The organism is Pseudomonas sp. S37 (genome assembly GCF_016658545.1).
GTDB lineage: Bacteria > Pseudomonadota > Gammaproteobacteria > Pseudomonadales > Pseudomonadaceae > Aquipseudomonas.
Map to the genome: position 1 here is coordinate 1 of NZ_JACVZC010000082.1, position 22,831 is coordinate 22,831.

16 protein-coding genes and 1 pseudogene are annotated in these 22,831 nt (G+C 54.2%); 2 read left to right on the top strand and 15 right to left on the bottom strand.

Annotation, left to right across the window (positions count from 1 at the left end):
- From IAE39_RS20690 to tkt, 6 genes and pseudogenes are all read right to left on the bottom strand, one after another.
- Positions 1 to 568, bottom strand: a pseudogene (locus IAE39_RS20690) (LTA synthase family protein); the annotation flags it as partial.
- A gap of 7 nt (positions 569 to 575) precedes the next feature.
- Positions 576 to 1,352 carry an SDR family NAD(P)-dependent oxidoreductase gene (locus IAE39_RS20695; protein ID WP_201205996.1) on the bottom strand — a complete coding sequence of 259 codons (777 nt, stop codon included), beginning with the start codon at positions 1,350 to 1,352 and terminating at the stop codon, positions 576 to 578.
- Positions 1,349 to 2,668: a capsule biosynthesis protein gene (locus IAE39_RS20700; RefSeq protein ID WP_201205998.1), complete on the bottom strand. Its 1,320-nt coding sequence runs from the start codon at positions 2,666 to 2,668 to the stop codon at positions 1,349 to 1,351. Before IAE39_RS20700 ends, IAE39_RS20695 begins: the two co-directional genes overlap by 4 nt.
- Positions 2,608 to 4,629 (bottom strand): capsular polysaccharide biosynthesis protein, encoded by a 2,022-nt coding sequence (locus IAE39_RS20705; protein ID WP_201206000.1) that lies wholly within the window; start codon positions 4,627 to 4,629, stop codon positions 2,608 to 2,610. The genes IAE39_RS20700 and IAE39_RS20705 overlap by 61 nt, the downstream gene beginning before the upstream one ends.
- Positions 4,630 to 4,912: 283 nt before the next feature.
- Positions 4,913 to 5,971, bottom strand: coding sequence for a phosphotransferase (locus tag IAE39_RS20710; protein ID WP_201206002.1), 1,059 nt, complete (start codon positions 5,969 to 5,971; stop codon positions 4,913 to 4,915).
- Between the two features lie 369 nt (positions 5,972 to 6,340).
- Positions 6,341 to 8,338, bottom strand: coding sequence for a transketolase (gene tkt, locus IAE39_RS20715; RefSeq protein WP_201206004.1), 1,998 nt, complete (start codon positions 8,336 to 8,338; stop codon positions 6,341 to 6,343).
- A gap of 410 nt (positions 8,339 to 8,748) precedes the next feature.
- Between tkt and IAE39_RS20720 the strand changes: the two genes are divergently transcribed.
- Entirely contained in the window at positions 8,749 to 9,681 is a 933-nt protein-coding gene (locus tag IAE39_RS20720; RefSeq protein WP_201206006.1) for a KpsF/GutQ family sugar-phosphate isomerase, read from the top strand.
- Between the two features lie 90 nt (positions 9,682 to 9,771).
- On the opposite strand, the gene kdsB is transcribed toward IAE39_RS20720, so the two are convergent.
- Both kdsB and kdsA read right to left on the bottom strand, forming a co-directional pair.
- A complete protein-coding gene (gene kdsB, locus IAE39_RS20725; protein ID WP_201206008.1) occupies positions 9,772 to 11,058 on the bottom strand; it encodes a 3-deoxy-manno-octulosonate cytidylyltransferase in 1,287 nt (428 codons plus the stop codon).
- A gap of 30 nt (positions 11,059 to 11,088) precedes the next feature.
- Entirely contained in the window at positions 11,089 to 11,931 is an 843-nt protein-coding gene (gene kdsA / locus IAE39_RS20730) for a 3-deoxy-8-phosphooctulonate synthase (protein WP_201206010.1), read from the bottom strand.
- A gap of 234 nt (positions 11,932 to 12,165) precedes the next feature.
- Between kdsA and IAE39_RS20735 the strand changes: the two genes are divergently transcribed.
- Positions 12,166 to 13,278 (top strand): right-handed parallel beta-helix repeat-containing protein, encoded by a 1,113-nt coding sequence (locus IAE39_RS20735; protein ID WP_201206012.1) that lies wholly within the window; start codon positions 12,166 to 12,168, stop codon positions 13,276 to 13,278.
- A gap of 42 nt (positions 13,279 to 13,320) precedes the next feature.
- Here IAE39_RS20735 and IAE39_RS20740 read toward each other — a convergent pair whose 3' ends face one another.
- From IAE39_RS20740 to IAE39_RS20770, 7 genes are all read right to left on the bottom strand, one after another.
- Complete coding sequence (locus IAE39_RS20740; RefSeq protein WP_201206014.1) at positions 13,321 to 14,646, bottom strand: GSCFA domain-containing protein; 1,326 nt, start codon at positions 14,644 to 14,646, stop codon at positions 13,321 to 13,323.
- 54 nt (positions 14,647 to 14,700) lie between these two features.
- Positions 14,701 to 15,282 carry an acyltransferase gene (locus IAE39_RS20745; RefSeq protein ID WP_201206016.1) on the bottom strand — a complete coding sequence of 194 codons (582 nt, stop codon included), beginning with the start codon at positions 15,280 to 15,282 and terminating at the stop codon, positions 14,701 to 14,703.
- Between the two features lie 55 nt (positions 15,283 to 15,337).
- Entirely contained in the window at positions 15,338 to 18,874 is a 3,537-nt protein-coding gene (locus IAE39_RS20750; RefSeq protein WP_201206018.1) for a capsular polysaccharide export protein, LipB/KpsS family, read from the bottom strand.
- An 86-nt stretch (positions 18,875 to 18,960) separates the two neighbouring features.
- Positions 18,961 to 20,013, bottom strand: a complete 1,053-nt coding sequence (locus IAE39_RS20755; RefSeq protein ID WP_236548732.1) for a polysaccharide biosynthesis/export family protein — start codon at positions 20,011 to 20,013, stop codon at positions 18,961 to 18,963.
- Between the two features lie 28 nt (positions 20,014 to 20,041).
- Entirely contained in the window at positions 20,042 to 21,148 is a 1,107-nt protein-coding gene (locus IAE39_RS20760) for an ABC transporter permease (protein WP_201206022.1), read from the bottom strand.
- A 49-nt stretch (positions 21,149 to 21,197) separates the two neighbouring features.
- Positions 21,198 to 21,851, bottom strand: a complete 654-nt coding sequence (locus IAE39_RS20765) for an ABC transporter ATP-binding protein (RefSeq protein ID WP_201206024.1) — start codon at positions 21,849 to 21,851, stop codon at positions 21,198 to 21,200.
- Positions 21,852 to 21,860: 9 nt separating this feature from the next.
- Positions 21,861 to 22,562, bottom strand: coding sequence for an ABC transporter permease (locus IAE39_RS20770; protein ID WP_236548734.1), 702 nt, complete (start codon positions 22,560 to 22,562; stop codon positions 21,861 to 21,863).
- Between the last annotated feature and the right edge of the window lie 269 nt (positions 22,563 to 22,831).

Sequence of the window (22,831 nt, forward strand, 5' to 3'; positions counted from 1 at the left end):
ACCCCAACCCCGCCCGATCCACCGGCGCCCGCGCCGCCCAGAAGTACCGCCACAAACTGGCCGCCAACCCCCAGCCCCGCACATCCCTCTCGGCATCAAAGCTCGGCTGCACCGGTCGATGCCCCAAACGCAACAACCCCAGCCCCACCACCAGCGGCAGCAGCGCTTCTAGCCGCGCACCCGGCACCTCGAAGCTAAGCCCCGCCCACAGGTAAACCAGAAAGCCCACCGCCAGCAACGCCGCCTTGCCGAAACCGAAAAACGGCAGGTACAAGCGCGGAAACTTCACTGCATCGCTGAAATATTCAAAGTCTGCACACACAAACGGCTCGCGCAGCGAGTGATACTTCGAATTGCTCACCAGCACGATCAGCAGCCACAGCAAAAGCAGGTTGACCCCACTGAACAACGGCCGCGCCGTCAGCGCATACAGCAGCCCAAAACCCACGCACCACAGCCCGGCATGCAGCATCCAGCAATCGGCCGGGCGGCGCAGGGCAGGGCGGGGGTGCAGCAGGCGCTCGACCGCCACAGTCAAGCCAAGGCCGATCACAGCAACCGGCAACAAGGAAATTTCAATCACTGTACTTCAGCCCACGCAGGATCATCGAAGAAAGCCACTGCGGGATAAGCCCCAGCAGCCAGGTGCCCAGGTTGAGCGGGAACGGAAAACTGATACGCGCCTGGTTCGCCGCCAGCCCGCGCTTGATACGCCTGGCCGCTTTTTCGGCGGTCCACAAAAACGGTTTTGGCCCAGGCATTTCGAAGCACATCTTCGACTCCACATACCCCGGCACAATCACATTCACCTTCACCCCTTCCGGCGCCAGCCAGTCGCGTATGGCCTCGCCATACACGCGGATGGCCGCCTTGCTGGCGCTGTAGGTAGGGGTAACCGGCAACCCACGCCAGCCCGCCAACGAGCTGAACAGGGCGATTTGCCCGTTGCCACGGCTGCGCATGGCCGGCAAGGCCGCCTCGACGGTGGCCAGCGCGGCCATCACGTTCACTTCCATCAGTGCGCGGCTGTCGTCCCAAGCTTCCGGTTCGCCATTGGCGCCCACGGCGGTGTTAAGCCCGGCGCCGACCAGCACCAGGTCGGGCTGATGCTGCTCGCTCACCCGCCGCACCATCGCCCGCAGCGCGTCCAGGTCGCGCACGTCGAGGGCTTCGAGCAGCACCTGGGCGCCCAGGGCGCGGCATTGCTCAGCCATTTCCGCCAGGCGCTCGTGGCGCCGGCCTTGCAGGATCAGCGTAACGCCCGGGGCCGCATAGGCCGGCGCCAGCGCGCCGCCGATACCGCCCGTGGCGCCGGTGATGAGGATGCAGCGGGGAGAGGCGTGCGAACTCATAGGTATTTTTCGATTCTTGAAGTTTTTGCCATCAGCACTTCCAGGCAGTTGGCCACGGCCATGTCCATGCCGCAGGCGGTGTAGAAGCCGCCGTTGACCTGGGTGGTGTGGATGACGGTGTTGCGGAAGCGCTGGAACAGAATTTTGTCGGGTGCTTCGGGGTGCTGCCAGAAGTCGTCCAGCCCGCCTTGGTGGGTAAGCCCCGGCATGGCATAGATCGGCTCGGCCAATGTGCAAGTCGGGCGATGGTGCAGGATAGCTGACGCCCCAGCGGTGCTGTTGACGGTGACCATGCCGGCGATGTGCGAAAGCAGCGTGGGCATGTGCCCGCTTTCCATGAAATCGACACGGTCGGCCACGTCATACTTGCGCGCCAATTGCTCAGTGACCTTGCGGTAGTTGACCAGCCCCGGCGTCAGCGGGTGGTTTTTTACCAGCAGGCGCGCATCGAAAGGCGCGTTGAGCGAGAACGAGTCGATCACGTGCTCGATCACCTGGGTCATGTTCTGGAACGGCGAGTGGTCGCGGATTTGCGCATCGCTGTCCAGCTGCAAAGGTAGCAGGAACGTAGGGTGCCGCTCGCGTGCCGCTTCTGCCACCAGGGCATCGTCATGCACCCGCGCCCGCAGCAGGCGCATGCCCTGGCGGATGAAGCCGGCGTACTCCATGGCCGCATTGAACGGCGCATGGGTGCGGTAGCGCGGAAAGCACAGCCGGTTAAGCGCACCGCCAGCGTGGTACAGCACATCGTGCGTGGCACGCGCGGCGAACGACAGCTTGAACGGGTTGCCATTCTGGTAGCGCGGAATGTGCTTGCCCACGTCGCGGTACCACTGCGGGTCACGTGGCAGGCGCGAGTTGTAGTTCACCCCGTCACGCTCCAGTGTCACCCAGTAGGGCCGGAAGTAGCCTTCCTCGAACACATGCACGCGAACACCCGACAGTCGCGCCAGGGTCACGGCCGGGCGGTGCACCGGGCGGCAGTCGCCAAACAGCACCAGGTCGGTGATGTCCAGTTGGCGGAACACCTGTGCATACCAGGCCTCCATGTCTTCCGGGCGGTGTGGGCAGGTAAGCCGTGCGCCACCGGGGCCATACAGGGCGTCACCGACATTGAAGCGCACGCTGTGCACTTGCTGGCCGATATCACGCAGCCCCTTGGCCAAGCGGCTGAAGAAGGGCGAACTGACACCCTGTAGAAACAGAAAATTGTGGGACGGGATACGCAGCAGCGGACCACGCGTCGCCCTTGCATTCAGTTGGTCGGGCGCTTCCTGCCCAACAAACTGCTCAAGCGTCGTTTCAAGTCCTGCCATCGGGAGGGAGCTCCAGGCTGCGGTAAGGCGTGCCAGTTTTGTAGTTCGTATAAGGTTTGTTCGGCGGTGGTAAAGCGGTTGGTGACCAGGCTTACGTAAGTGGGGTAGAGCAACAGCGTGCCCGCCACCAACTGGTCCAGCGTCAGCGCCCGGCTGCGCCGCGCCTGCACCGCCGCTTGCAGGTCCATGTCGCGCGTCAGCCCCCAGCCGGCATAAAACGGCTGGCCATAAGTGGTTACCGGTATACCGCGCAACAGGGCCTCGAAGCCCGATTGCGAGGTCAGCACATGCAATTCGTCGACCACCTCCAGCAACTGCTGCAGTGGCGTGTCGCCGATCACTTCATCGCACCAGTGCACGGTTTGCGCTTCGTCGTCACCCCGCGCGCGGGTGCCGGCCAGTACCTCTGGGTGGGGTTTGTACAGCACCCACGCACCCGGGTTTTGCTCACGCACGGCGCGCAGCAGTTGCAGGTTGCTGCGGATACGGTTGCCGCCAAAGCGGATGGACGCATCGCCCTCCACCTGGCCAGGCACCAGAATCACCCGCTGCGCATGTGCCGGGCGCTGCCAGCTGGCGCCAGGCAAGTTGTACTTGGTAAGCCCCGCCGCGCAGATGGCCAGGCGCAACGCTTGGGCGCGGTCCAGCAGCTGCGGGTCGAATGACTCGTCGGCGAGGATGCGTTCCAGGCGCGAAGGCCGGGTGGCGTCGTAGTAGATGCCCAGGTCATCCACCACCCACGACAACGGCCGCGCCTTGCCGGCACCCAGGCCGACCGAGCGCAGAAAACCGTCTTCTACCCGGTTGACCGGCAGTGGGTGGGCACTAAGGTCGGTGTCGTGCTTGCAGCCCCAGGACACCACCGGCACATCTTGCGCCAGCGGCTGCTCAGGCTTGACGAAACGAATGGCTGCGCCGTTGAAAAACAGGTTGGCCAGCGGCTCTTTCCAGCGGCTGAAACCCAGCATCTGCACCGCGCTCGGCAACACGCTGCGGTGCCGCCGTTGCAGGCCCAGCCAGTTGATCAGCACCTCTGGCGTGCACGCTTGGCCACGTTCCGGGCATACATAGCGCGGGTAAGCCACCAGGCTGGCATGAACCAGCTGCGCCAACGGCACCGGCTTGCGCCGCGAAGGCGCTGGCAGGCGGTCATCGGTCAGCCCCCAGCCGGCATAGAACGGCATGCCCCAGGTGTGCACCGGCACGTTCCACAACAGGGCATCGAAGCCCAGTTGCGACGTCATGACAAACACCGCACGCATGCGTGGCAACAAGTCGGCCGGGTGGACATTGCGTGCCAGCACCTGCACACGCGGGTTGCTGGCCAGCGCCGCCAGGTCGAAGTGCCCGGCCTTGCGCCCGGCCACCACGTCAGGGTGCACCTTGAGCACGACAGTGCTGTGCGGGTAGCGCGCCAACGCCGCATCCAGCATGGCCCGGAACTCATCGGCGCCTGCGCCTTGCAGCGAGGCATCGCCACAGGTCTGGTCAGCCACCAGCACGCAGTCCGCCGGCAGCGCTGGCAGCTCGATACGTGCGTCGTTGTACTTGGACACGCGCTGTTGCTGCCACAAGCTACGCAGCGCCAGGGCACGTTCGGTTTGTTCGGCGTTGAGGGGAGTGGCGATCAGCTGTTCGAGGCGCGATGGCTGAGTGGCGTCGTAATACACACCTACGTCATCGACGATCAGCGACAGGGGCGGCTCATCGGCGCCCAGGCCTACGGAGCGGATGAAGCCGTCTTCCAGTGTGAGGACGGGCTTGCCGGCCTTGCGCGCCTCGGCCATGGCCTTGATGGCGCTTGGCTTGCGGCCCCAAGCCATTACCCAGTCAGCAAGCTCGACATCGCGCACAGCCCCGTTTTGCAGCGCGAATTCGGGCAGCAATGCAGGCAACGTACTGATGCGCTGGGCGCCTTTTGACAGGACCAGCAGGCGAGGGCGGGGCGAAGCGTCGTCCATAAACGTGGAGCGGCATCCATTCAGCAAAGGGGCGGCAGGGGCTTGTAGCCCTGCGGGTCCGTTGAAATCAAAGGGTGGCGAATCTTAATACAAATTCACATTTGTAGGCGCGCCGTTGGGCAAAAAACGCGAAAAGAAATTAGACGATCCGTGCAAATGATGACCTATGGCATCAAAGTGCTATCTAATCCCCGCAAACTCCCATAAACCGGGGTTGATACGCCGCTCGGTGTAGGCGGGGGCTTGCCCGCGAAGCTTTTTGCCACCCAGCAAAAACGCCGCTCTATCCCTGATCAAGCAACCCCAGCAAATAGTTGTATTTTTCCAGCAGCAACGCCATTCGGTCGCGTTCCTTGTACTCGGCAACCGTCTCCGGGCGCAGGCAGTGGAACAGGGCTGTGAGTAGGAATACGTAGCGTAAGTTCCTGAGCGCCTGCTCCACATCAAAGCGCTCTGACAGGGCGGCACGGTACGACTCAATGAAGTCGGTCTGTGCTGTCAGGAACACCTTCATGTCCTTGCGCCGGAACAGGCTGCCCAGGTAGGCGCCGCCGTCAAAGCCAATCCGGCCGACCTTCACCTCGCTCCAGTCGATAAGGTGCAATTGGCCTTTGTCGACGAACAGGTTCTTTTGCAGGTAGTCCATGTGGCTGATGCAGTGGGGGCTTCGACGGGCCTCAGCAGCCATTTTCTGTGTCAGCGGTATAAACGCTTTGAATCGCTCTGCCAGATCGGCAAACCGTTGATCCTCAAGCCCAAGCTTTACAAGCTCTGGTAGACAACGGGCAAAGTTGAAGCGTGGGCGCAAGAGAAACCAAGGCCTGAAGAAATCCATGCTCCACAGCAAGGGTGCTTTGCCAAGCGGCTGGGCTTGCAAGTAATTGTGGCTGAGCACCTCCAGCTCGGCGACACCTAGCGCTAGCTGCTTGCCAATTTTGTGCATCCGTGGCGGTTTACCGCGAACGAACTCAGTAAATATCAGGCTCTCGCATGGCGTCTCGATGACGCCTAGGCAGGAGGGGTAATGGAAGTGCTTGCTTCCGGCCAGCATCCCCTCTGTGCGATGGAATCGGGCCTCCTGGCTTCCGATAAGTGCCAGCTTGCGAATCGACTTTTCTACAACCTCGACTGGCTGGCCGGTGCTTGGATCAAGCAGGTGATGATGCCGAACATAATTTACAAAGGAGGCGTTGCCGCCTAAGACTTCGCTGGTGATATTCAGCGGCTTGTCGGCCCATTCGGGCTTTAACGCACGCAGGTGCTCTTCGAGTGAGGCCCGGTGCCAGCGATAGAGCGTTTTGCTGCTCAAATGCGGGGGTGTAGGGGGGGTAGTTACATCCATGTTGGCAATGCCATGCGTCCGGCTTAAAGCTATGAAGGAAGGGTATGCTGCTGTATGAGAGTGTTGGGCACAATGAAAAGTTACATCAAGACATTGATTTAGAAGGACAAGAGGGCCAGGCAGTATGGGGCTGAGGCTATTGAACCCAAGGCGTTGCGCCTCTGGGCTGGCTGATTTCAAGGGCTCCGATTTCTTCGGATTGTTGCCCCAAACGGTGGAGTAGCAACGCACGGTAATGAATATTTTTGCCGAGCCCATGCGGCCCCAGCTCGGCAAAAGGCCGCTCCCACATGGAACGGCGTGCGCAGTACCCTGTAGGAGCGGCCTTGTGTCGTGAAACGAGGGCAAAGCCCTCGCCTTACGCCTGTATCAGTTTTCCAGCAGCTCTTCGGCAGTACCGAGGATGTTTTCCAGGGTGAAACCGAACTCTTCGAACAGTGCCGAAGCCGGCGCCGACTCACCGTAGGTGGTCATGCCGATGATACGACCTTCCAGGCCGACGTACTTGTACCAGAAGTCGGCGTGGGCAGCTTCGATGGCGATGCGCGCGCCCACTTCCAGCGGCAGCACGGACTGCTTGTAGGTAGCGTCCTGGGCATCGAACACGCTGGTACATGGCATGGAAACCACACGCACCTTGCGGCCTTGTTCGGTCAGCTTGTCGAAGGCCTGAACGGCCAGGCCCACTTCGGAACCGGTAGCGATCAGGATCAGCTCAGGCTCGCCTGCGCAGTCCTTGAGCACGTAGCCACCGCGGCTGATGTCGGCGATCTGCTGGGCGTTGCGGTCCTGGTGCTGCAGGTTCTGGCGCGAGAAGATCAGCGCCGAAGGGCCGTCCTTGCGCTCCAGGGCGTTTTTCCAGGACACGGCAGATTCCACCGCGTCGGCCGGGCGCCAGGTGTCCAGGTTCGGCGTGCTGCGCAGGCTGGTCAGCTGCTCGATCGGCTGGTGAGTCGGGCCGTCTTCGCCCAGGCCGATGGAGTCGTGGGTGTACACGTGGATCACGCGCTGCTTCATCAGTGCCGACATGCGCACGGCGTTGCGGGCGTATTCCATGAACATCAGGAAGGTCGCGCCGTAAGGCACCAGGCCGCCGTGCAGGGCAACGCCGTTCATGATGGCGGTCATGCCGAACTCGCGCACGCCGTAGAACACGTAGTTGCCGCTGGCGTCATTGGCTTCTACGCCCTTGCAACCCTTCCACAGGGTCAGGTTGGAGCCGGCCAGGTCAGCCGAGCCGCCGAGGAACTCGGGCAGCAGAGGGCCGAAGGCGTTCAGTGCGTTCTGGCTGGCCTTGCGGCTGGCGATGGTTTCGCCCTTGGCAGCCACTTCTTCGATGTAGGCCTGGGCCTTGGCGCTGAAGTCAGCCGGCAGCTCGCCGCTGTCACGGCGCTTGAACTCGGCAGCCAGCTCCGGGAAGGCCTTGGCGTAGGCGTCGAAGCGCTGGTTCCAGTCGGCTTCGGCCTTGGCACCGGCAGCCTTGGCATCCCATTCGGCGTAGATGTCGGCCGGGATTTCGAACGGGCCGTGGTTCCAGTTCAGGGCCTGGCGGGTCAGGGCGATTTCGTCGTTGCCCAGCGGTGCGCCGTGGCAGTCTTCCTTGCCCTGCTTGTTCGGCGAACCGAAACCGATGGTGGTCTTGCAGCAGATCAGGGTCGGGCGGTCGCTCTTGCGAGCCGTCTCGATGGCCATCTTGATTTCTTCGGCATCGTGGCCGTCGACGTTGCGGATCACCTGCCAGTTGTAGGCTTCGAAGCGCGCCGGGGTGTTGTCGGTGAACCAGCCGTGCACTTCGCCGTCGATGGAGATGCCGTTGTCGTCATAGAAGGCGATCAGCTTGTTCAGGCCCAGGGTGCCGGCCAGCGAAGCGACTTCGTGGGAGATGCCTTCCATCATGCAGCCGTCGCCCAGGAACACGTAGGTGTTGTGGTCGACGATGTTGTGGCCGTCACGGTTGAACTGGGCGCCCAGGACTTTTTCTGCCAGGGCGAAGCCCACGGCGTTGGCCAGGCCCTGGCCGAGCGGGCCAGTGGTGGTCTCGACACCTGGGGTGTAGCCGTATTCCGGGTGACCCGGGGTGCGGCTGTGCAGCTGGCGGAAGGCCTTGAGGTCGTCGATCGACAGGTCGTAGCCGGTCAGGTGCAGCAGCGAGTAGATCAGCATCGAACCGTGGCCGTTGGACAGCACGAAGCGGTCACGGTCGGCGAAATCCGGATTGCTCGGGTTGTGCTTCAGGTAGTCACGCCACAGTACTTCGGCGATATCCGCCATGCCCATGGGGGCACCTGGGTGGCCGCTATTAGCCTTTTGCACGGCATCCATGCTGAGGGCGCGAATGGCGTTGGCACGCTCACGACGACTAGGCATCGTTAGTCTCCTGACTGAGAGGGGGAGGGTGGAAAAAGGCGCGCATTCTGGCCGAAGGAGGTGGCGTGGGCAACAGCCGATAGAAGTTGATCGGTGGATTGAAGCCCCAGAACAGGCACGATAGTCCGCCTGGCTAGGGCTTAACGACAAGTAGATATGCACAGTGTTTCTGAGGTGGTTTGCGTGCTGGCAGGGGGGGAAGCGATTATTTCATGATGGCGGCTAAATGCCATCATTGCTCGTGGACTCCAGAAAACTCACTTGCAGTCGAAAATGCAGCTATTACGTGGCTTGTGAGGCGAACTGACGGCGACCCGCCAGTCAGATTTCGCTACTTTGACTTTGCTTACTGTTGCAAAAACCTTAACATTCGCGCCTTCGGTTAAACTAGACAGTCGTCAGGGACGAACATGAACCATCTCACTATCGCCAAAGAAGCCTTAATCGCCCAAGCTCAAGCTGTTACTCAGCTGGCTGATCGCCTGGATGGCGAGTTTCAAAATGCAGTTGAGCTGATCCTTGGTTGCAAGGGTCGTACCGTAGTTTGTGGTATGGGTAAGTCGGGCCTGATTGGCCAGAAAATGGTCGCGACTTTCGCGTCCACGGGTACCCCGAGCTTCTTCCTGCACCCAGCCGAGGCGTTCCACGGCGATCTGGGCATGCTCAAGCCGATAGATGTGCTGATTCTGATCAGCTACAGCGGCGAAACCGATGAGCTAATCAAGCTGATCCCAAGCCTCAAGTCCTTCGGTAATAAAATCATTGCGATGACCGGCAATGGTCAGTCCACCCTGGCGAAGCATGCCGATATCTGGCTGGATATTTCGGTAGAGCGCGAGGTTTGCCCGAACAACCTGGCGCCAACAACTTCGACCCTGGCGACCATGGCTATGGGCGATGCTCTTGCAGTGGCATTGATCGAAGCGATCCAGTTTAAACCGATGGACTTCGCACGTTACCACCCCGGCGGTAGCCTGGGTCGCAAGCTGCTGACCCGCGTTCGCGACGTCATGCATTCCCCAGCTCCAGTTGTGACTCCGGCTACTAGCTTCCACGATTGCCTCTTGGTCATGACTCGTAGCCGATTAGGTCTGGCAGTGGTTATGGATGATGACAAGCTGGTTGGTATTGTTACTGATGGTGACTTGCGCCGTGCACTGCTGGACGATGAAAGCATCGTGCACGCTCCAGTGGTTCAGTTCATGACAGTTGATCCGCACACTATTCAGGAAGATGCCCAGCTGTCTGAAGCGGAGGCCTATATGCGCGACAACAAGATTCGCGCACTGGCGGTGGCTGATTCCGACAAAAATGTCGTTGGTGTAGTCGAAATCTTCGACTGATAGCAGATGTGAAAAAGGGCAGTTCCTAGATTATCTGGGACTGCCCTTTTTTGGGCAACAAGCTAAATAAAGCCTTGTTGCCGGTAAGGCTTACTGCGCCATTTTGGCCATGACTTGAGCGTAGCCCGCCGCAGTACCTAGTACTGCAGCGTTGCCCTGGGCATGCAAAATGGCATCCGCCAGTTCGCGGAATGCACCCGTGCCGCCAGCAGCGTTCAAGGTGTGCGTTGCCGCTGCCTTGACATATACCGGTGCGTCTGCAACGGCATAAGACATACCGCATGCAGCGAAGGCAGGTAGGTCGATGCAGTCATCGCCGATGCAAACGGTCTGTGCCGGCGTCACACCAGCGTCAGCCATTAGCTGATTGCAGGCTGCAAGCTTATCCTTGACCCCGAACTGACACAGGGTGATGCCCAGGTCAGCAACCCGCTTGCGCAAAGTGGCCGAATCGCGCCCGGACAACACAGCAACGCGTACGCCGTTTTCTTCCAGCAGGCGCATCCCCATGCCATCACGTACATGGAAGCGCTTTAGGCATTCACCAGTGGCGTCGTAGTAGATACCGCCGTCGGTCAGTACGCCGTCGACATCAGTGATAACCAAGCGGATATCCGCCAATGCCGGCTTCAATACTTGTGGCTGGCCGCTCATGATTGCGCGTACCTGCTCAAGGCACTCGGGTGTATCTACGCCTGGGCCCGTGGGTTCAACCACATAAGCACGTATGGTGTAACCGGCAGCCATCAAGCGAAGTTGCTCAAGCTTTTCGGCATGCTCCATCATCGGCTGGGGCAAGCCCGCATACTCCGCCAATACACCCCGACGGTACGCATACACACCAACATGCTTCAGGTAAGTAGCTACCTCCGCGTCACGCGGGTAGGGGATTGGTGAACGGCTGAAGTACAGCGCGTTACCATTGGCCGCAAGTACCACTTTAACGGTATTTGGGTTGCTGGCTTCGTGAGCGTCGATCGAGTGGCACAAAGTACCCACGTTAACGCTGGCATCTGCAAGCATGCCCGCCGCTAGTGCTTCGATATCCGCAGGGCGAACCAACGGTTCGTCACCTTGCAGGTTGATGTAGATATCGGCATCAACCTGGCTCATCACCTCGGCGAGGCGATCGGTGCCAGACGGGTGGTCAGGCGACGTCATCACGCATTCCCCGCCAAAAGCCCGCACGGCTTGTGCGACGCGCTCGTCGTCGGTAGCAACAACCACTACCTGAGCGTTGGCAACCTGCTGCGCCCGTTCGTAAACGTGCTGCACCATCGGTTTGCCAGCGATATCGGCCAGCGGCTTGCCTGGGAGGCGAGTAGAGCCGTAGCGCGCTGGAATGACGATCGCGACCCGTTGATCAGAACTTGCCATGGTCACAGTCCTTGTTTACTCAAGACCTAATTACGAGATGGTCAGTGGCGCGAAGGACTTGACCAAATCGTCCAGGGCTTTGATTTGCGCCAGGAACGGTTCCAGTTTGTCCAGCGGCAAGGCGCTTGGGCCATCGCATTTGGCTTGGTCTGGGTTTGGGTGTGCTTCGAGGAACAGGCCGGCCAGGCCTACAGCCATGCCTGCACGTGCCAAGTCTACAACCTGCTCGCGACGGCCACCGGAAGCGGCACCGGAAGGGTCACGGTTCTGCAGGGCGTGGGTTACGTCGAAGATGATTGGCAGGTCGTCACAAGTGCGCTTCATGACGCCGAAGCCCAGCATATCTACAACCAGGTTGTCGTAACCCATGCAGCTGCCGCGATCGCACAGGATCAGTTGGTCGTTACCTGCTTCCTTGAACTTGTGCACAATGTTTTGCATCTGAGAAGGGCTCAGGAACTGAGGCTTCTTGATGTTTACTGGCTTACCAGTCTTGGCCAGTGCCGCTACCAGGTCGGTTTGGCGTGCCAGGAACGCTGGCAGCTGCAGTACGTCAGCTACTTCGGCAACCGGGGCGCACTGGTAAATTTCGTGAACGTCGGTGATCACCGGTACGCCGAACTCAGCCTTTACCTTCTCGAAAATGCGTAGGCCCTCTTCCATACCTGGGCCACGATAGGAGTGGATGGACGAACGGTTGGCTTTGTCGAAGCTGGCTTTGAAAACGTAAGGGATACCCAGCTTTTCGGTGACACGAACGTACTCTGCGCAGGCGGTGAGTGCCAGGTCTGCGGACTCCAGTACGTTAATGCCGCCGAACAGGACGAAAGGGGCGGAGTTGGAGCATTCGATTGACGGGGTGATCTTGATCATAGGTTCACTTCATATTTGCATAAAAAGGAGCTAAAAGGAGTCACGGTCACTCACTGAGTTCCCTGTGAGACATCGTTGTTGCTCTGTCAAAAAAAATGACGGTGAATAATAGCACTCAGGACGAGAGTTATCAATTTAAGATAGGGCTACAGCGTTTAGGGTTGGTAGGTGAGGGGTAGTGCGCGTGGCCTGCGTCGAAGCGTGAAGTGGATTCTGCATAATGAGGAAAGATGTATGACTATGGTTTATATAAGAAGTTCCGTGTTTCTATCGGTGGTAGTGGCTTGTCTAGCAGCATCAAGTGCAGGGGCGGCTGCAATGGATTGTAACCTTCCCGAATCTGCTGGGCAGGGAGGGATTATAAAGCTTGATGGGACTTGCACCTACAAGGGTACAATCAAAATTCGTCAAAGCAATACTAGGTTGGAGTGTAATGGTGCTACTTTGTACGGGGAGAAAGGCGATAGGTACGGAATATTTATAAGCGGAGCTGGATTAAAGAATGTTGAGGTCTCAAATTGTAAGATTCGCGGGTACGATAAAGCTGCTGTTATGGTGACTAGTGGGCTTTCAGGTCCGGAGCTAAATCGAGACCGCAATAAAAGCTTTTCGCTGGCTCCCAGCAATATCCTTTTAGATCGGTTGGATGTTTCCGAGTCAAGAGGTAATGGTGTGCATTTTAATGCATATGTGAATAATTCTATTCTGAAGCGTTCGACTATTACAAAGTCTCGAGGGGTTGGGGTTTATTTAGGTCAGAGTTCCCAAGCTATATCAATACTTGATAATAAGTTTCTTGAGAATGGTGGTGTCGATAAGCCCAAGGGGCATCGTGAGGCGTTGGCAATCGATTCATCAGCAAAGAATATAGTGAAGGGCAACGTTTTTTCGAAAAATGCAGCGGGCGGAATATTCCTCTATAAGAATTGCGGTGAAAATTTTGATCGACCAGGAGCAGTGCTAAGATGGCAGTCGAGTAATGATAATTTGATTGAAAATAATGTATTTAAGGACGAAAAGGTGGGGGTGTGGGTTGCGTCACGTCAGAGTCGTGATCTGAGTAAGTGGAAATGTGGGGATAACCCCGTGACTGCAGATGGTAGGTACTATAGAGATTATGCAGATAATAATAGGATTGAAAAAAATATTTTTTGTCGGATTGGTGAGGCGGTTAGGGTCGAGGGTGACAATAACTTGATATCTGGTAATCGGTTTGATGTATCGAGTGGTGCTGCTGTCGTTATGCCATTTGTGGCGATGGCTAAACCTGATGGCAAGAGAACAGTAGGAAATAGAGTTGAAGGTGATGCAGGTCTCAATAGTGCGGATGAGATACTTTGTAGGTGATTCAGCGGCGGGGCTCATGCTAAGAGCCCCCCGCCCGAAGGCTCAAGAATTTAGCATTTGGGCGAGCTTTGCCCTTCTGAACTCGGACTCGTCAGGATGGTACTTCTCGTGATCAGCTAGTAACTTGTTGAATTTTTCAGAAAGTCCAAGCTGTGCTGCGGCGCTCAGGGCATTCTGAAGTGCAGGTTTGTAGCTTTCATCAAGTTGCAGGCAGCGCTCGAACATTACAAAGGCGTTGGGTGTCTTGCCCGAGTGTTTGTAGGAAAGCCCAATACGATAGGTGGCTGTAAGGGTGAGGTTAACGGAAGGGTTCTGTTCAAATCGGCTAATTATCTCAGAGTACTGTTCTTTTTGGTAGAGATAGTTGATTTCAGAGGATAATATGTTCTTCTGGAAGTCTATGCCCTGAGTGTATTTGCTCATGACACTGCCCATAATTCGCTGTACTACATGCGGGCTTACATGGCGGTAATCACCAGACCAGTTGTGATTCGGGTCTCCAAGCGTAACAAATTCAAAGCTCGGGAAGTAGTCTATGTTGTCATGCTGGCGGATAAAGTACTCCACAGCAGCGCGTTGTACAGCCTTTGAGTATGTGTTCGCTACTAGTACGTCCTGGTCTCGGAAAGTTGCCAGAAGCGGTACAGGTGAAACAGTAATAAGTATTTTTACGTCAGGTTTGCAAAAGCGCTGCGTAATAGCATAGAATTCTTGAAGTTCAGAAACGATTTCGTTGTAATCGAGCACGCGCATCTCAAATCGTTCTGGAGAGTTCTTTAGTGCGCGAGGATGTGGGGCCAGATTAAGATAAAGCTTTGATTTTTTATCGTACCAGGCCTCAACTAGTCCGAGAGTGATAATGATAACGTCGGCATCTTTTGCTCTTGCAATCGAGTCGCAATATGATGCCCTAAATTCGCACATGCTCTCATAGCTAGATGCGAAGGCGCTGCCACCAAGCTGTGGATCGGTCCAGTTGTCCTCGGAGATTTGAACTAGCGCAAGACTGGGGTCATAAGGATGTTCAGGATCCAAGGCCCATCGCAGTTCATTGACGATGGAGTGGATTGTATATTTGTTATATAAGCTCTCGTCGGCGCCTGAGCGTTCTACTGCTTTTGAGAGGTTTGTGCTGCGAGAGATTACATTAAATCCGCTGGATACTAGTGCTTTATCAACTTCTCGTGCAAAGCATGAGCCCATTGTAAATACGTTAGAGCTTTTGTTTATCGAGAAGCTCGGTGCGGCCTCAGGCTTGGGGAAAGGAAAGAGGCGCTCTTTATTAATTTGAGGTGTAGGGTAGCGTGAGTTCTTGTTTTCCTTAAGAAACTTCATCGCTTCCTTGCCGGAAATTACTTCAATCGCCATTGATTTGCTCCTCGGGTCGCGTGGCGTATACAGTTTGCTTGCTGAGTAAGGTGCTTACAGGCGCTTTTCGTCCCATGATACGTTTGATTTTAATACTTTGGCAGGGACACCAGCCGCCAATGAGTTCTCTGGGATGCTACGAGTAACAATTGACCCTGCGCCTACGATCGACCCATTGCCAATGGAAACGCCTTTGTAAATATTAGTGTTCTCAGCAAGCCATACCCTATCGCCAATAACAACGTCCGCATCAGGATTTATGCGGCTATTGGTGGTGAGGTCAATGATCGAATGCATGTCGGAAGTGCGAATTCTCACATTGGCAAAAAGACATTTCTGACCAATTTTCAGTGAGGTTCCGTTTGAGGCCTGAATCCAGCACGGTTTATTGAATTTTGTTCTTTTGCCAATAATTAAGGTTCCTGTGCCTACGATGCGCAGGTCGCCTATTAATTGGCAGCCATCTTCGATTATCAAAGTTCCATTTGAACCAGAAAATATAATTTTTACATTGGTCAGCTTTACATTGGTGCCAAATACCACCTTGGCATTTTGGCCCTTGAAAAGAAGGCTGCATTTGTCGTTGGCTACGGGAGTCCCAATTACTTCATTAGTCTCTAGATTTACTATTTTCATGTTGTCTCCAGTGCCTCATGCAAAGGGCGCCGATGAAGGCGCCCTATACGACATTTTATTTTTTCTTAAGAGCGGCTATATATTTGACTACATCCTCTACTTCAGCAGGGCCATTCAGGTCAGGGCTAAAGTAGCGGCTGCTCTCAATATAGGCGAAATGGAAGAGTTCTTCCACTGTGCGGCTTCTTGTGCGCGACGGCAGTGATTGCTCGTCAACAGTTGCCCCCCAGCCAGCGTAGAATGGCATGCCATAGCAGTGAACCGTTTTACCGGCCATCAGGGCTTCAAAGCCCATTCCCGAAGTCATCACATAGACTTCGTCGACAATGTCAAATAGAGCAAACGGACTAATGTCAAAGAGAATCGGGAAAACGTTGTTCATATATTGCGTGAATGCAAGCTTCTCATTGCTGAAGTAGCTCGACTTTCCGCCTTTAATTGCATCCGGATGCTGTTTGATCAAAATGTCACAGTCTGATCTTTCTCTGCATACATCTTGAATCATTTTGTTGAATGCTGCTTCAGAGCCGAGGCCTGAAGCAACGGACTGGTCGCCAAAGCGCTGATCAACGAGCAAAACCTTCTTTCTGCCAGGAGTGCCGATAGTAAGAGGCACATCGGGTGCATGATTATACTTAGAAATCCGTTCTTTAACTATCAGGTCGATCGCTGACCGGCTGCGCTCAAGTTGAGCCTGCGTTAGTTCCGGACCGCTTTCTAGGAGGCGGCTGAGTCTCGAGATTTTAGTCGCATCGTAGTAGGCGGTTGTGTCGTCAAGAATGATAGAAAGCCCAGGCTCTTTGGCCAGCCCAATGTCGAGTGAGCGTATGAAACCATCCTCTACATATACGACAGGTCTGGATAGTTTGGTGGCAATTTCTTTTTGGTTCTTCTTGGTGTTCGATTCAGTGATGCCCCACTGGAAGAAAACCTCAACCGATGCTAGGTTTTGGATTGTTGTTTCCTTGACGCTAGTGCTCACAAGCGTACGAGCATTTAACATGCGTTGAAGATAAAGCTGTGTAGTGCTCAGCGTTGCGGGTGAGGATGGAATAGCAATAACATCCAAGCTCCGCTTGTTTAGCAGCCTCTCTATTGCACAGGCTTTTTTCGGAATTTCGCCACCGTCAGCGATTACTTCCAATTCCGCCGTAATCCGGGAAGCAGCATTGCCATCAAATTCACCAATGCCGAACATGTCGGCGGCCCAAGTCATTCCCTCTGCCGACAACTTGAAGGTTTTGTCGATAAACTGAGCAAGGTATTCTTCGATTTCAATAATGTTTTTGGCTGCAGGTATTCCAGCTTTTTCCCATATTTGATCGAATTCTACGTACTTAATGGAAAGGGCGTATCTTCCCATCAGCAAGCCTTCAAACAGCATTGTGCTGTTTATGGATGTTACCACGTCGGAATGATACAGAGCTTCTTCCGGTGATACCAGGTAGCAATACCCTTCGTCCAGTGCCACATGATCGGACTCGGCAAGTAGTTTGCGGGTGGCTGAGCCGAGAATATCTTCTTTGTTTGGCGGTAGGCGTACCAGAAGTTGCAGGTCTTTAGCCTTGGCAACTATTGCCAGATCTTGGATTGCCCTCTGCTGCGACAGCTGAGCAGTTTTTTTATCCAGCTGAGAATCGAGTGGCTGGGATGCAAAAAGTATGGTCGGCTTAGTGTGGTCTAGTCCGTAAAGTTTGCAGAACTGTTGACGTGTCAGTGAAGGTGTATAGTTAATATGGGTGTCAAACTTTGGCGCTCCTACACTGCGGAACAGTTCTGTAGGGTAGCCGCGCTCGGTGAAGATTTCTTTCTGTAGTCCGCCCCAGCCTAGAGTGAGATCTGCAGACGGTACTGAGGCCTTGGAGGTAATATCCCAATAATATTTTTCACGATCAACGAAAACAGATTCGTGCGGGATAAGGATTCGCGGAATATTTAATTCTTCGCAAACGCTGGCAATGAGGCGCATTGTTGCGGACCAGTCGAATGTGAATACAACCGCTTTAATTCTTCCGCGAAGAGGGACAAGGCGATTTATTAACATTCTGCGGTAGAGTGCGGGGTCTGTGCGGGTGTATCTCAAGACAGATTGACGAACACCACTTCCGTCAATATTTTTCACAAAATCCAAAGGTGCGAAGTTGTACCTTTCACTGCAATTGATTTTCTCAATCAAAGCATCCCCATGACCAGCGATCCAAGGAATGTACAGGAATAATGGCTTGGATGATGAGAGGGCTGCTTTCAATTCGTCGCCAGGTCGAGGATTGAACCACTCTGGCATGCCGTTGTCGTCGAGTGCAATTTTTGCTACGGGCTTTGCCACAGCTTTCGCAACTGGTTTTGCATCGACCTTAACTGCGGGCTTCGCCACAGCCTTTGCTACTGGCTTCGCTTCAGTCTTTGCCGCAGGTTTCGGCTTTGCTGGTGCTTTAGCAGCAGGCTTAGCGGGTACGCTTTTAGCTGGCATTACCTCTACGGACGGAGCGAGGGCTGGCACACCTGGAATCAAACGCATTGCTTCGGACATTGTCGATATAACGGTTTCAATATCTGAAACTGTCCCTTCCTCTGGGTTGAAGTATTTAGGGTAAAGAATGTAGGCGGCAGCGAAGAGTTCCGTTGCATTCAGCTGTCGAGTTCTACGAGGGTTCGCTTGACGATCATCTGTCAAACCCCAGCCCGAATAGAAAGGACATCCAATTGTGGTGACCTTTATTCCGCGTAAAATAGCTTCAAAGCCAGCAAGCGAGGTAAGCGTGTAGACATGATCTACCCCGTGGAACGACTGGGGTAACGATATATTCTCTTTGATGATGCGGCAGAGCGATTCTACTTGCTGGGGGTCTGAGTGCTGAGGGCGATTACCTGACATAACGTCAGGGTGCGGTTTGTAGAAAATTTGTGCGCCCGGGTTCTCTTTGTAAGCTAAGCGTACAAGATCATTGTTCGTCATCTTGGAGTCGCAGCCAAGCAAAATGCTGGCATCGTCTTCAACTTGACCGATTACGAGAATTCTTTTTTTTACTTTTTCTCCGTAGAGCGCTTCGATGTCGTGTCGTGGAGAATTATTGTACTTGCTCACGTCATGCTTGAGCATGAGGATCAGCGCGGTCCGTGCGCGTGTCATAAGAGCAGTATCTGCATCGAAGTTGTAGCTGCTGAGCAGGACCTCCAGGTCGGAAGGCTTGCTCGCATCGAAGTAAGGGGTGCGGCTGTCCATTGTAAGGGACATAGGCGGGGACTTTTGGGCGCCCAAGCCGACAGAACGAATGAAGCCGTCTTCTACATGGAAAATCTTCTTTCCATTCTTCCGTGCAAAATCAAAGATGAAGTCGGGGGCTTTGAAACCCCAGACAAAAATTTCCGCAGTAGATTGAGAAGTTATCTTTTTCTTCCACTGTGAATCGAACTCATGCTTTGAAATGTTTTTATCTATGAAGTAAAGATTGCGATCAGGAAAATACTTGCGTAGATATTGCTTCCACGTGCTGAAGCCAATCACGAACGTTGGGGTGTTGGCGCTACCTTTGCCTGTCAGGCCTTTAAGAAAGGCGCCAGGGGAGGTCAAGAGATTGTTGAGTGAGCCCATTGTCAATAATGCCCTGTCTGATTTTGAATGCGGGCAAAGATGTATGCTTTGCCCGCAATAACGTATTAATTTTCCCTGTCCTTGGGTCAGAAGGTATTGGCAGTTCTACCCAAAATCAGTGTTTGAACGATCGGCGATATAATTTTTTGCCACTCATATACCGCCGCGTTTGTGACAAAGATAGTATCGTCTGGTTTGATGGCAATTTGGCGCGCGTAGAAAATAGCAGCCGGGTCGCGCATGTTCAGACGTAGAACGGTGGGCTTAGCTTTTGCCCCATCGCCCATTCGGAATATGAATACACCTTCAGGATTGGCGTTGGCCTCGCGAAGTCCACCGACGCTACCCAGTGCGTCGAGTAGGTTGGTATTCTGACTAGGGAGATCTTTCAAGCCTGGCTCCCCGACCGCACCCATAGCGACAAATCGTTGGCGAGCACGATCAAGCACTACTTCAGAGTTGGGTTTGAGCTGCATATTGTTGCCAGCTAGAATTTCTTCGTAGTTAAATTGCTGAACATCACTTCCATTACGTACAGTTACATTAACTAAATGAGGCTCCATAACTGGGCCGCCTGCTTGGTTGATTGCATCGAGCAGCGTAAGGGGGCCCTGGAGTGTACTGAATCGACCTGGTGTTTTGACTGCGCCAGCAACCAGTACTGATCCTGAAAGGTCACCGACAAGCTCGACGTGAGTTTGCACATCGGTTGTAATTCCCTTGAGTTGGCGGCGGATCAAGTTTTCAACTTGATTGAGTGTCATGCCTGCCACAAATTGACGACCCACATAGGGAAGCGAAAGCATGCCCTGAGTGTCAATGCGGGTTGTAAGCTGAGTTCCGCCTGTTGCCAATGGCGCAAACAAAGCTGCACCTTCAGGCGCGGTGTCTGCAATAAGCACATTGAGTGTGTCGCCAGACATTAAGCGTACTTCTGGCGATACTGGCTTAATAACATTCGCAGTAGGGGCTTTGGATGCTCCTTGCATGTATGGGGCGATTGTGTTTGCGTTAATATCTACGAGGTTGTACGTGTCGTTTTTAGTCTCAATGGTGCCCTTATATGGGCCTGCCCCTGAAAGTGTGCCGCCGCAACCGGTTAGGCCAAACGTAATAAAAGCCACGGCGGCAAGCTTCAAGTTAAGCTTCTTGCATACGGCTAGGGAATTAATCACGATGATCCTCGATCGAAGCTAGAATGAATCGGGTAATGCCGTAAAGCATTAGTAGGCCAAGCAGAATAGTAGCGAGGTTGTACCAACGCTCGGGGTAAACTGCCAGTTGTGGAGTGTTTGGGCTTACAACAGTAACAAGGGTGCGAATTTTTTTGCTGGTTTCAATTCGCGCGTTATCTAGGGCCGCTACAGCAGTTTTATAGCTGGCTTCGGCAATCCCCGCATCAAGCATCAACTGTTGATAGCGAGAGGCTACAACGTTCAGTTGAGATCCTTTTGGGGACGATACTAAAGTGTGTTTTTCCTTGGTTAGCTGTTGCGTGATTGCGTCGACTTTTTGTTTCTGTTGGCGAACTTGAGGTGAGTCGGCGCGAAGCTTGAAAGACATCTCTGTAAGAGTGGCTTGCTCTTTTGTGTACTGACTTTCGAGTTCTGCAATGATCGTGGCTCGGTTTTGTGCGGAGTTACCGCCGTCCAAAACTTTGTTCACGTTTTGGAAGTCTAGAAGCTCTGTTTTGCGTTGTGCGTATGTGTTGCGTGCATTCTCAAGCTCGATTTGGGCGAACTTCATCTGCTCTCGAGCGATTCGATGGCTAACTTCGTTGACAAAATGCTCGCTGGCTTGAAGTATTGTGCGGAGTATTTGCTCGGAAAGTTCCGGGGTAAATGCTTGCACCTCTACGCGTAGCAATCCAGTGGTCTCATCAAAGTGTGCGATGACCATTCGTTGGTAGTATTTTAGCAAGTCTTCTCTGTCGGCTTTGTTGTCAAGCCAGAAAAAGACATCGCTGCGCTGTTTGGCATATTCCTCAATCCAATGAGTGCGCTCTTCCAGCAGCATCATCATTTCAGTAGAGGCTATATACTCTCTCAAGTAGAGTGTTTCTTCGCGAGAAACTGGATTTGTTCCAGATAACAGTGTGGCAATGCCTGGAACTTGTGCTGCAGAGTTGTTGCCGTCCTGACGTACTACCACCTGAGCAAAACTTACGTAGCGGTCTACGGCGAAAACGAAATAGTATACTGCCGCTAGTATCATTGGCAGGGCAATCATGGCAATCGCTAGTCGCCAGCCTTTGATTTTTCCCATCGTGCTCATGTGTAGTAGGTCCTTGGAGTGTCGCTATGCTGCTGTGCGTTAGTCGAGATCATTGTTTGTAAGCCTTTACACCTTCAGCTACATCTTCGTAAACGTCGATTTTGCCGTTGTTGACGTGTAGTACGATATCGCAGAGTTTTTTAATCTCTGACATCGAGTGGGTGACTAAAACAATATTTGAGGCTTTCAGTTTTTCTTCGAAGACTTCTGCGCACCTGCGCTTAAATTGCGCGTCCCCTACGGCCATCACTTCGTCAATCAAGTAATAGTCGAAGTCGAAAGCCATGCTAAGACCGAAGGCGACACGGGATCGCATTCCTGATGAATAAGTTTTGATTGGTTCGTCGATCCAGTCGCCGATATCGGCAAATTCCTCGACAAATCTAACTTTTTCGCGCATTGCATCACCGGTGGAGCCATAAATACGACAGACGAATTTTATGTTTTCCCGCCCTGTCATGCTTCCCTGGAACCCCCCAGTCAAGCCAACGGGCCAAGAAATACTTCGGTCTGTGATAATGGATCCTGAGTCAGGGATGTCGGCGCCACCTAAAAGGCGCATCAGCGTTGATTTGCCTGCGCCGTTTCGACCGATCAGACCTATGTTTTTACCTGGCGGAATTGCCAGAGATAGATCGCGGAAGACATAGCGACGCCCTTTGGGTGTCAAATATGATTTGGTGACGTTTCTAAGCTCGAACACGAGACCTTTTCATCCGTTCTTAGTGGAAATGAGGTGTAGGCGACGTGCGCGATACCCGCCCAGAGAAGCGAACAAGAGAACTACAGTCCAGCTAATTACATAGGTGGCCGAGATGCCATCGACAGGAATGTAGTAAGGTAAAACTTCTGCGCGAATTAATTCAGTGATGTGCAAGAATGGGTTGTAAAGCAGGATAGGCATCATTGCTTGAGGAAGATAAGCCGCAGGTATTAATACACCTGAAATAAAATAGAGCGGAAAGAAGGCGAGACGTATAACGGTTTTAATACCTGGGAGTGCATGCGTAATAAGTGCCAGAGACATGCCTAAGCCAAACGCGAAAAGCAAGCCAAGAGCCAGTACGGCAACCCACTGTAATGGATTTGTGACTGACATGTCGAAGCCAAACCAAGCAAAAAGAAAGACTAATATTGCGTAGACGGTTACGCTTATACAGGTTTCGACTATTACTCTGGCTAAGTAGGTGTCGAGAGGCTTGATTTGTTTGTAGCCGAACAGCGAGCGGTTTTCGCGTAGGCTATCCATCAGCTTAAGTGCTGTGTTTCGATACAGTAGAAATGGTGCCATCCCTATAAGTACGAAGACAGGATACTCTACGTCTGCTACGGTACGACCACGAAGCTGGGTGTAGAGGAGGGTGAATACTAAGAGGTGGCCAATCGGCTCTAGCAACGTCCAGACTGCTCCCATTCGACGAGTGCCGAATCGAGCGCGAGCCTCTCGCAGTACTAAGGCAAAAATGACCGATTTCTGGATTTGTAAAGATGAACGAGGTTTCAAGATGGCGACCGCAAAGCAATGCAGCGCGCCTAGGCACGCCGGAATTCATCTTCAGGAAAGGCTCACCGTGAGGTGATTTCAGACGGATCTTCCGGACACTTCCCTGTTCTAAGGGGCGAAAGGGTAAGCGTCAGAGGGCATAAGCGTCAAGCGAGGCGCCACAAATGCGGTGGAAAGAT

Excerpts from the sequence above, each read along its gene's own strand:
- IAE39_RS20750 (WP_201206018.1), bottom strand. The coding sequence starts at position 18,874 with ATGGGCTCACTCAACAATCTCTTGACCTCCCCTGGCGCCTTTCTTAAA.
- kdsB (WP_201206008.1), bottom strand. The coding sequence starts at position 11,058 with ATGGCAAGTTCTGATCAACGGGTCGCGATCGTCATTCCAGCGCGCTAC.
- IAE39_RS20735 (WP_201206012.1), top strand. The coding sequence starts at position 12,166 with ATGACTATGGTTTATATAAGAAGTTCCGTGTTTCTATCGGTGGTAGTG.
- IAE39_RS20760 (WP_201206022.1), bottom strand. The coding sequence starts at position 21,148 with ATGAGCACGATGGGAAAAATCAAAGGCTGGCGACTAGCGATTGCCATG.
- tkt (WP_201206004.1), bottom strand. The coding sequence starts at position 8,338 with ATGCCTAGTCGTCGTGAGCGTGCCAACGCCATTCGCGCCCTCAGCATG.
- IAE39_RS20700 (WP_201205998.1), bottom strand. The coding sequence starts at position 2,668 with ATGGCAGGACTTGAAACGACGCTTGAGCAGTTTGTTGGGCAGGAAGCG.
- kdsA (WP_201206010.1), bottom strand. The coding sequence starts at position 11,931 with ATGATCAAGATCACCCCGTCAATCGAATGCTCCAACTCCGCCCCTTTC.
- IAE39_RS20695 (WP_201205996.1), bottom strand. The coding sequence starts at position 1,352 with ATGAGTTCGCACGCCTCTCCCCGCTGCATCCTCATCACCGGCGCCACG.
- IAE39_RS20770 (WP_236548734.1), bottom strand. The coding sequence starts at position 22,562 with ATGGGAGCAGTCTGGACGTTGCTAGAGCCGATTGGCCACCTCTTAGTA.
- IAE39_RS20720 (WP_201206006.1), top strand. The coding sequence starts at position 8,749 with ATGAACCATCTCACTATCGCCAAAGAAGCCTTAATCGCCCAAGCTCAA.
- IAE39_RS20705 (WP_201206000.1), bottom strand. The coding sequence starts at position 4,629 with ATGGACGACGCTTCGCCCCGCCCTCGCCTGCTGGTCCTGTCAAAAGGC.
- IAE39_RS20740 (WP_201206014.1), bottom strand. The coding sequence starts at position 14,646 with ATGGCGATTGAAGTAATTTCCGGCAAGGAAGCGATGAAGTTTCTTAAG.
- IAE39_RS20745 (WP_201206016.1), bottom strand. The coding sequence starts at position 15,282 with ATGAAAATAGTAAATCTAGAGACTAATGAAGTAATTGGGACTCCCGTA.
- IAE39_RS20710 (WP_201206002.1), bottom strand. The coding sequence starts at position 5,971 with ATGGATGTAACTACCCCCCCTACACCCCCGCATTTGAGCAGCAAAACG.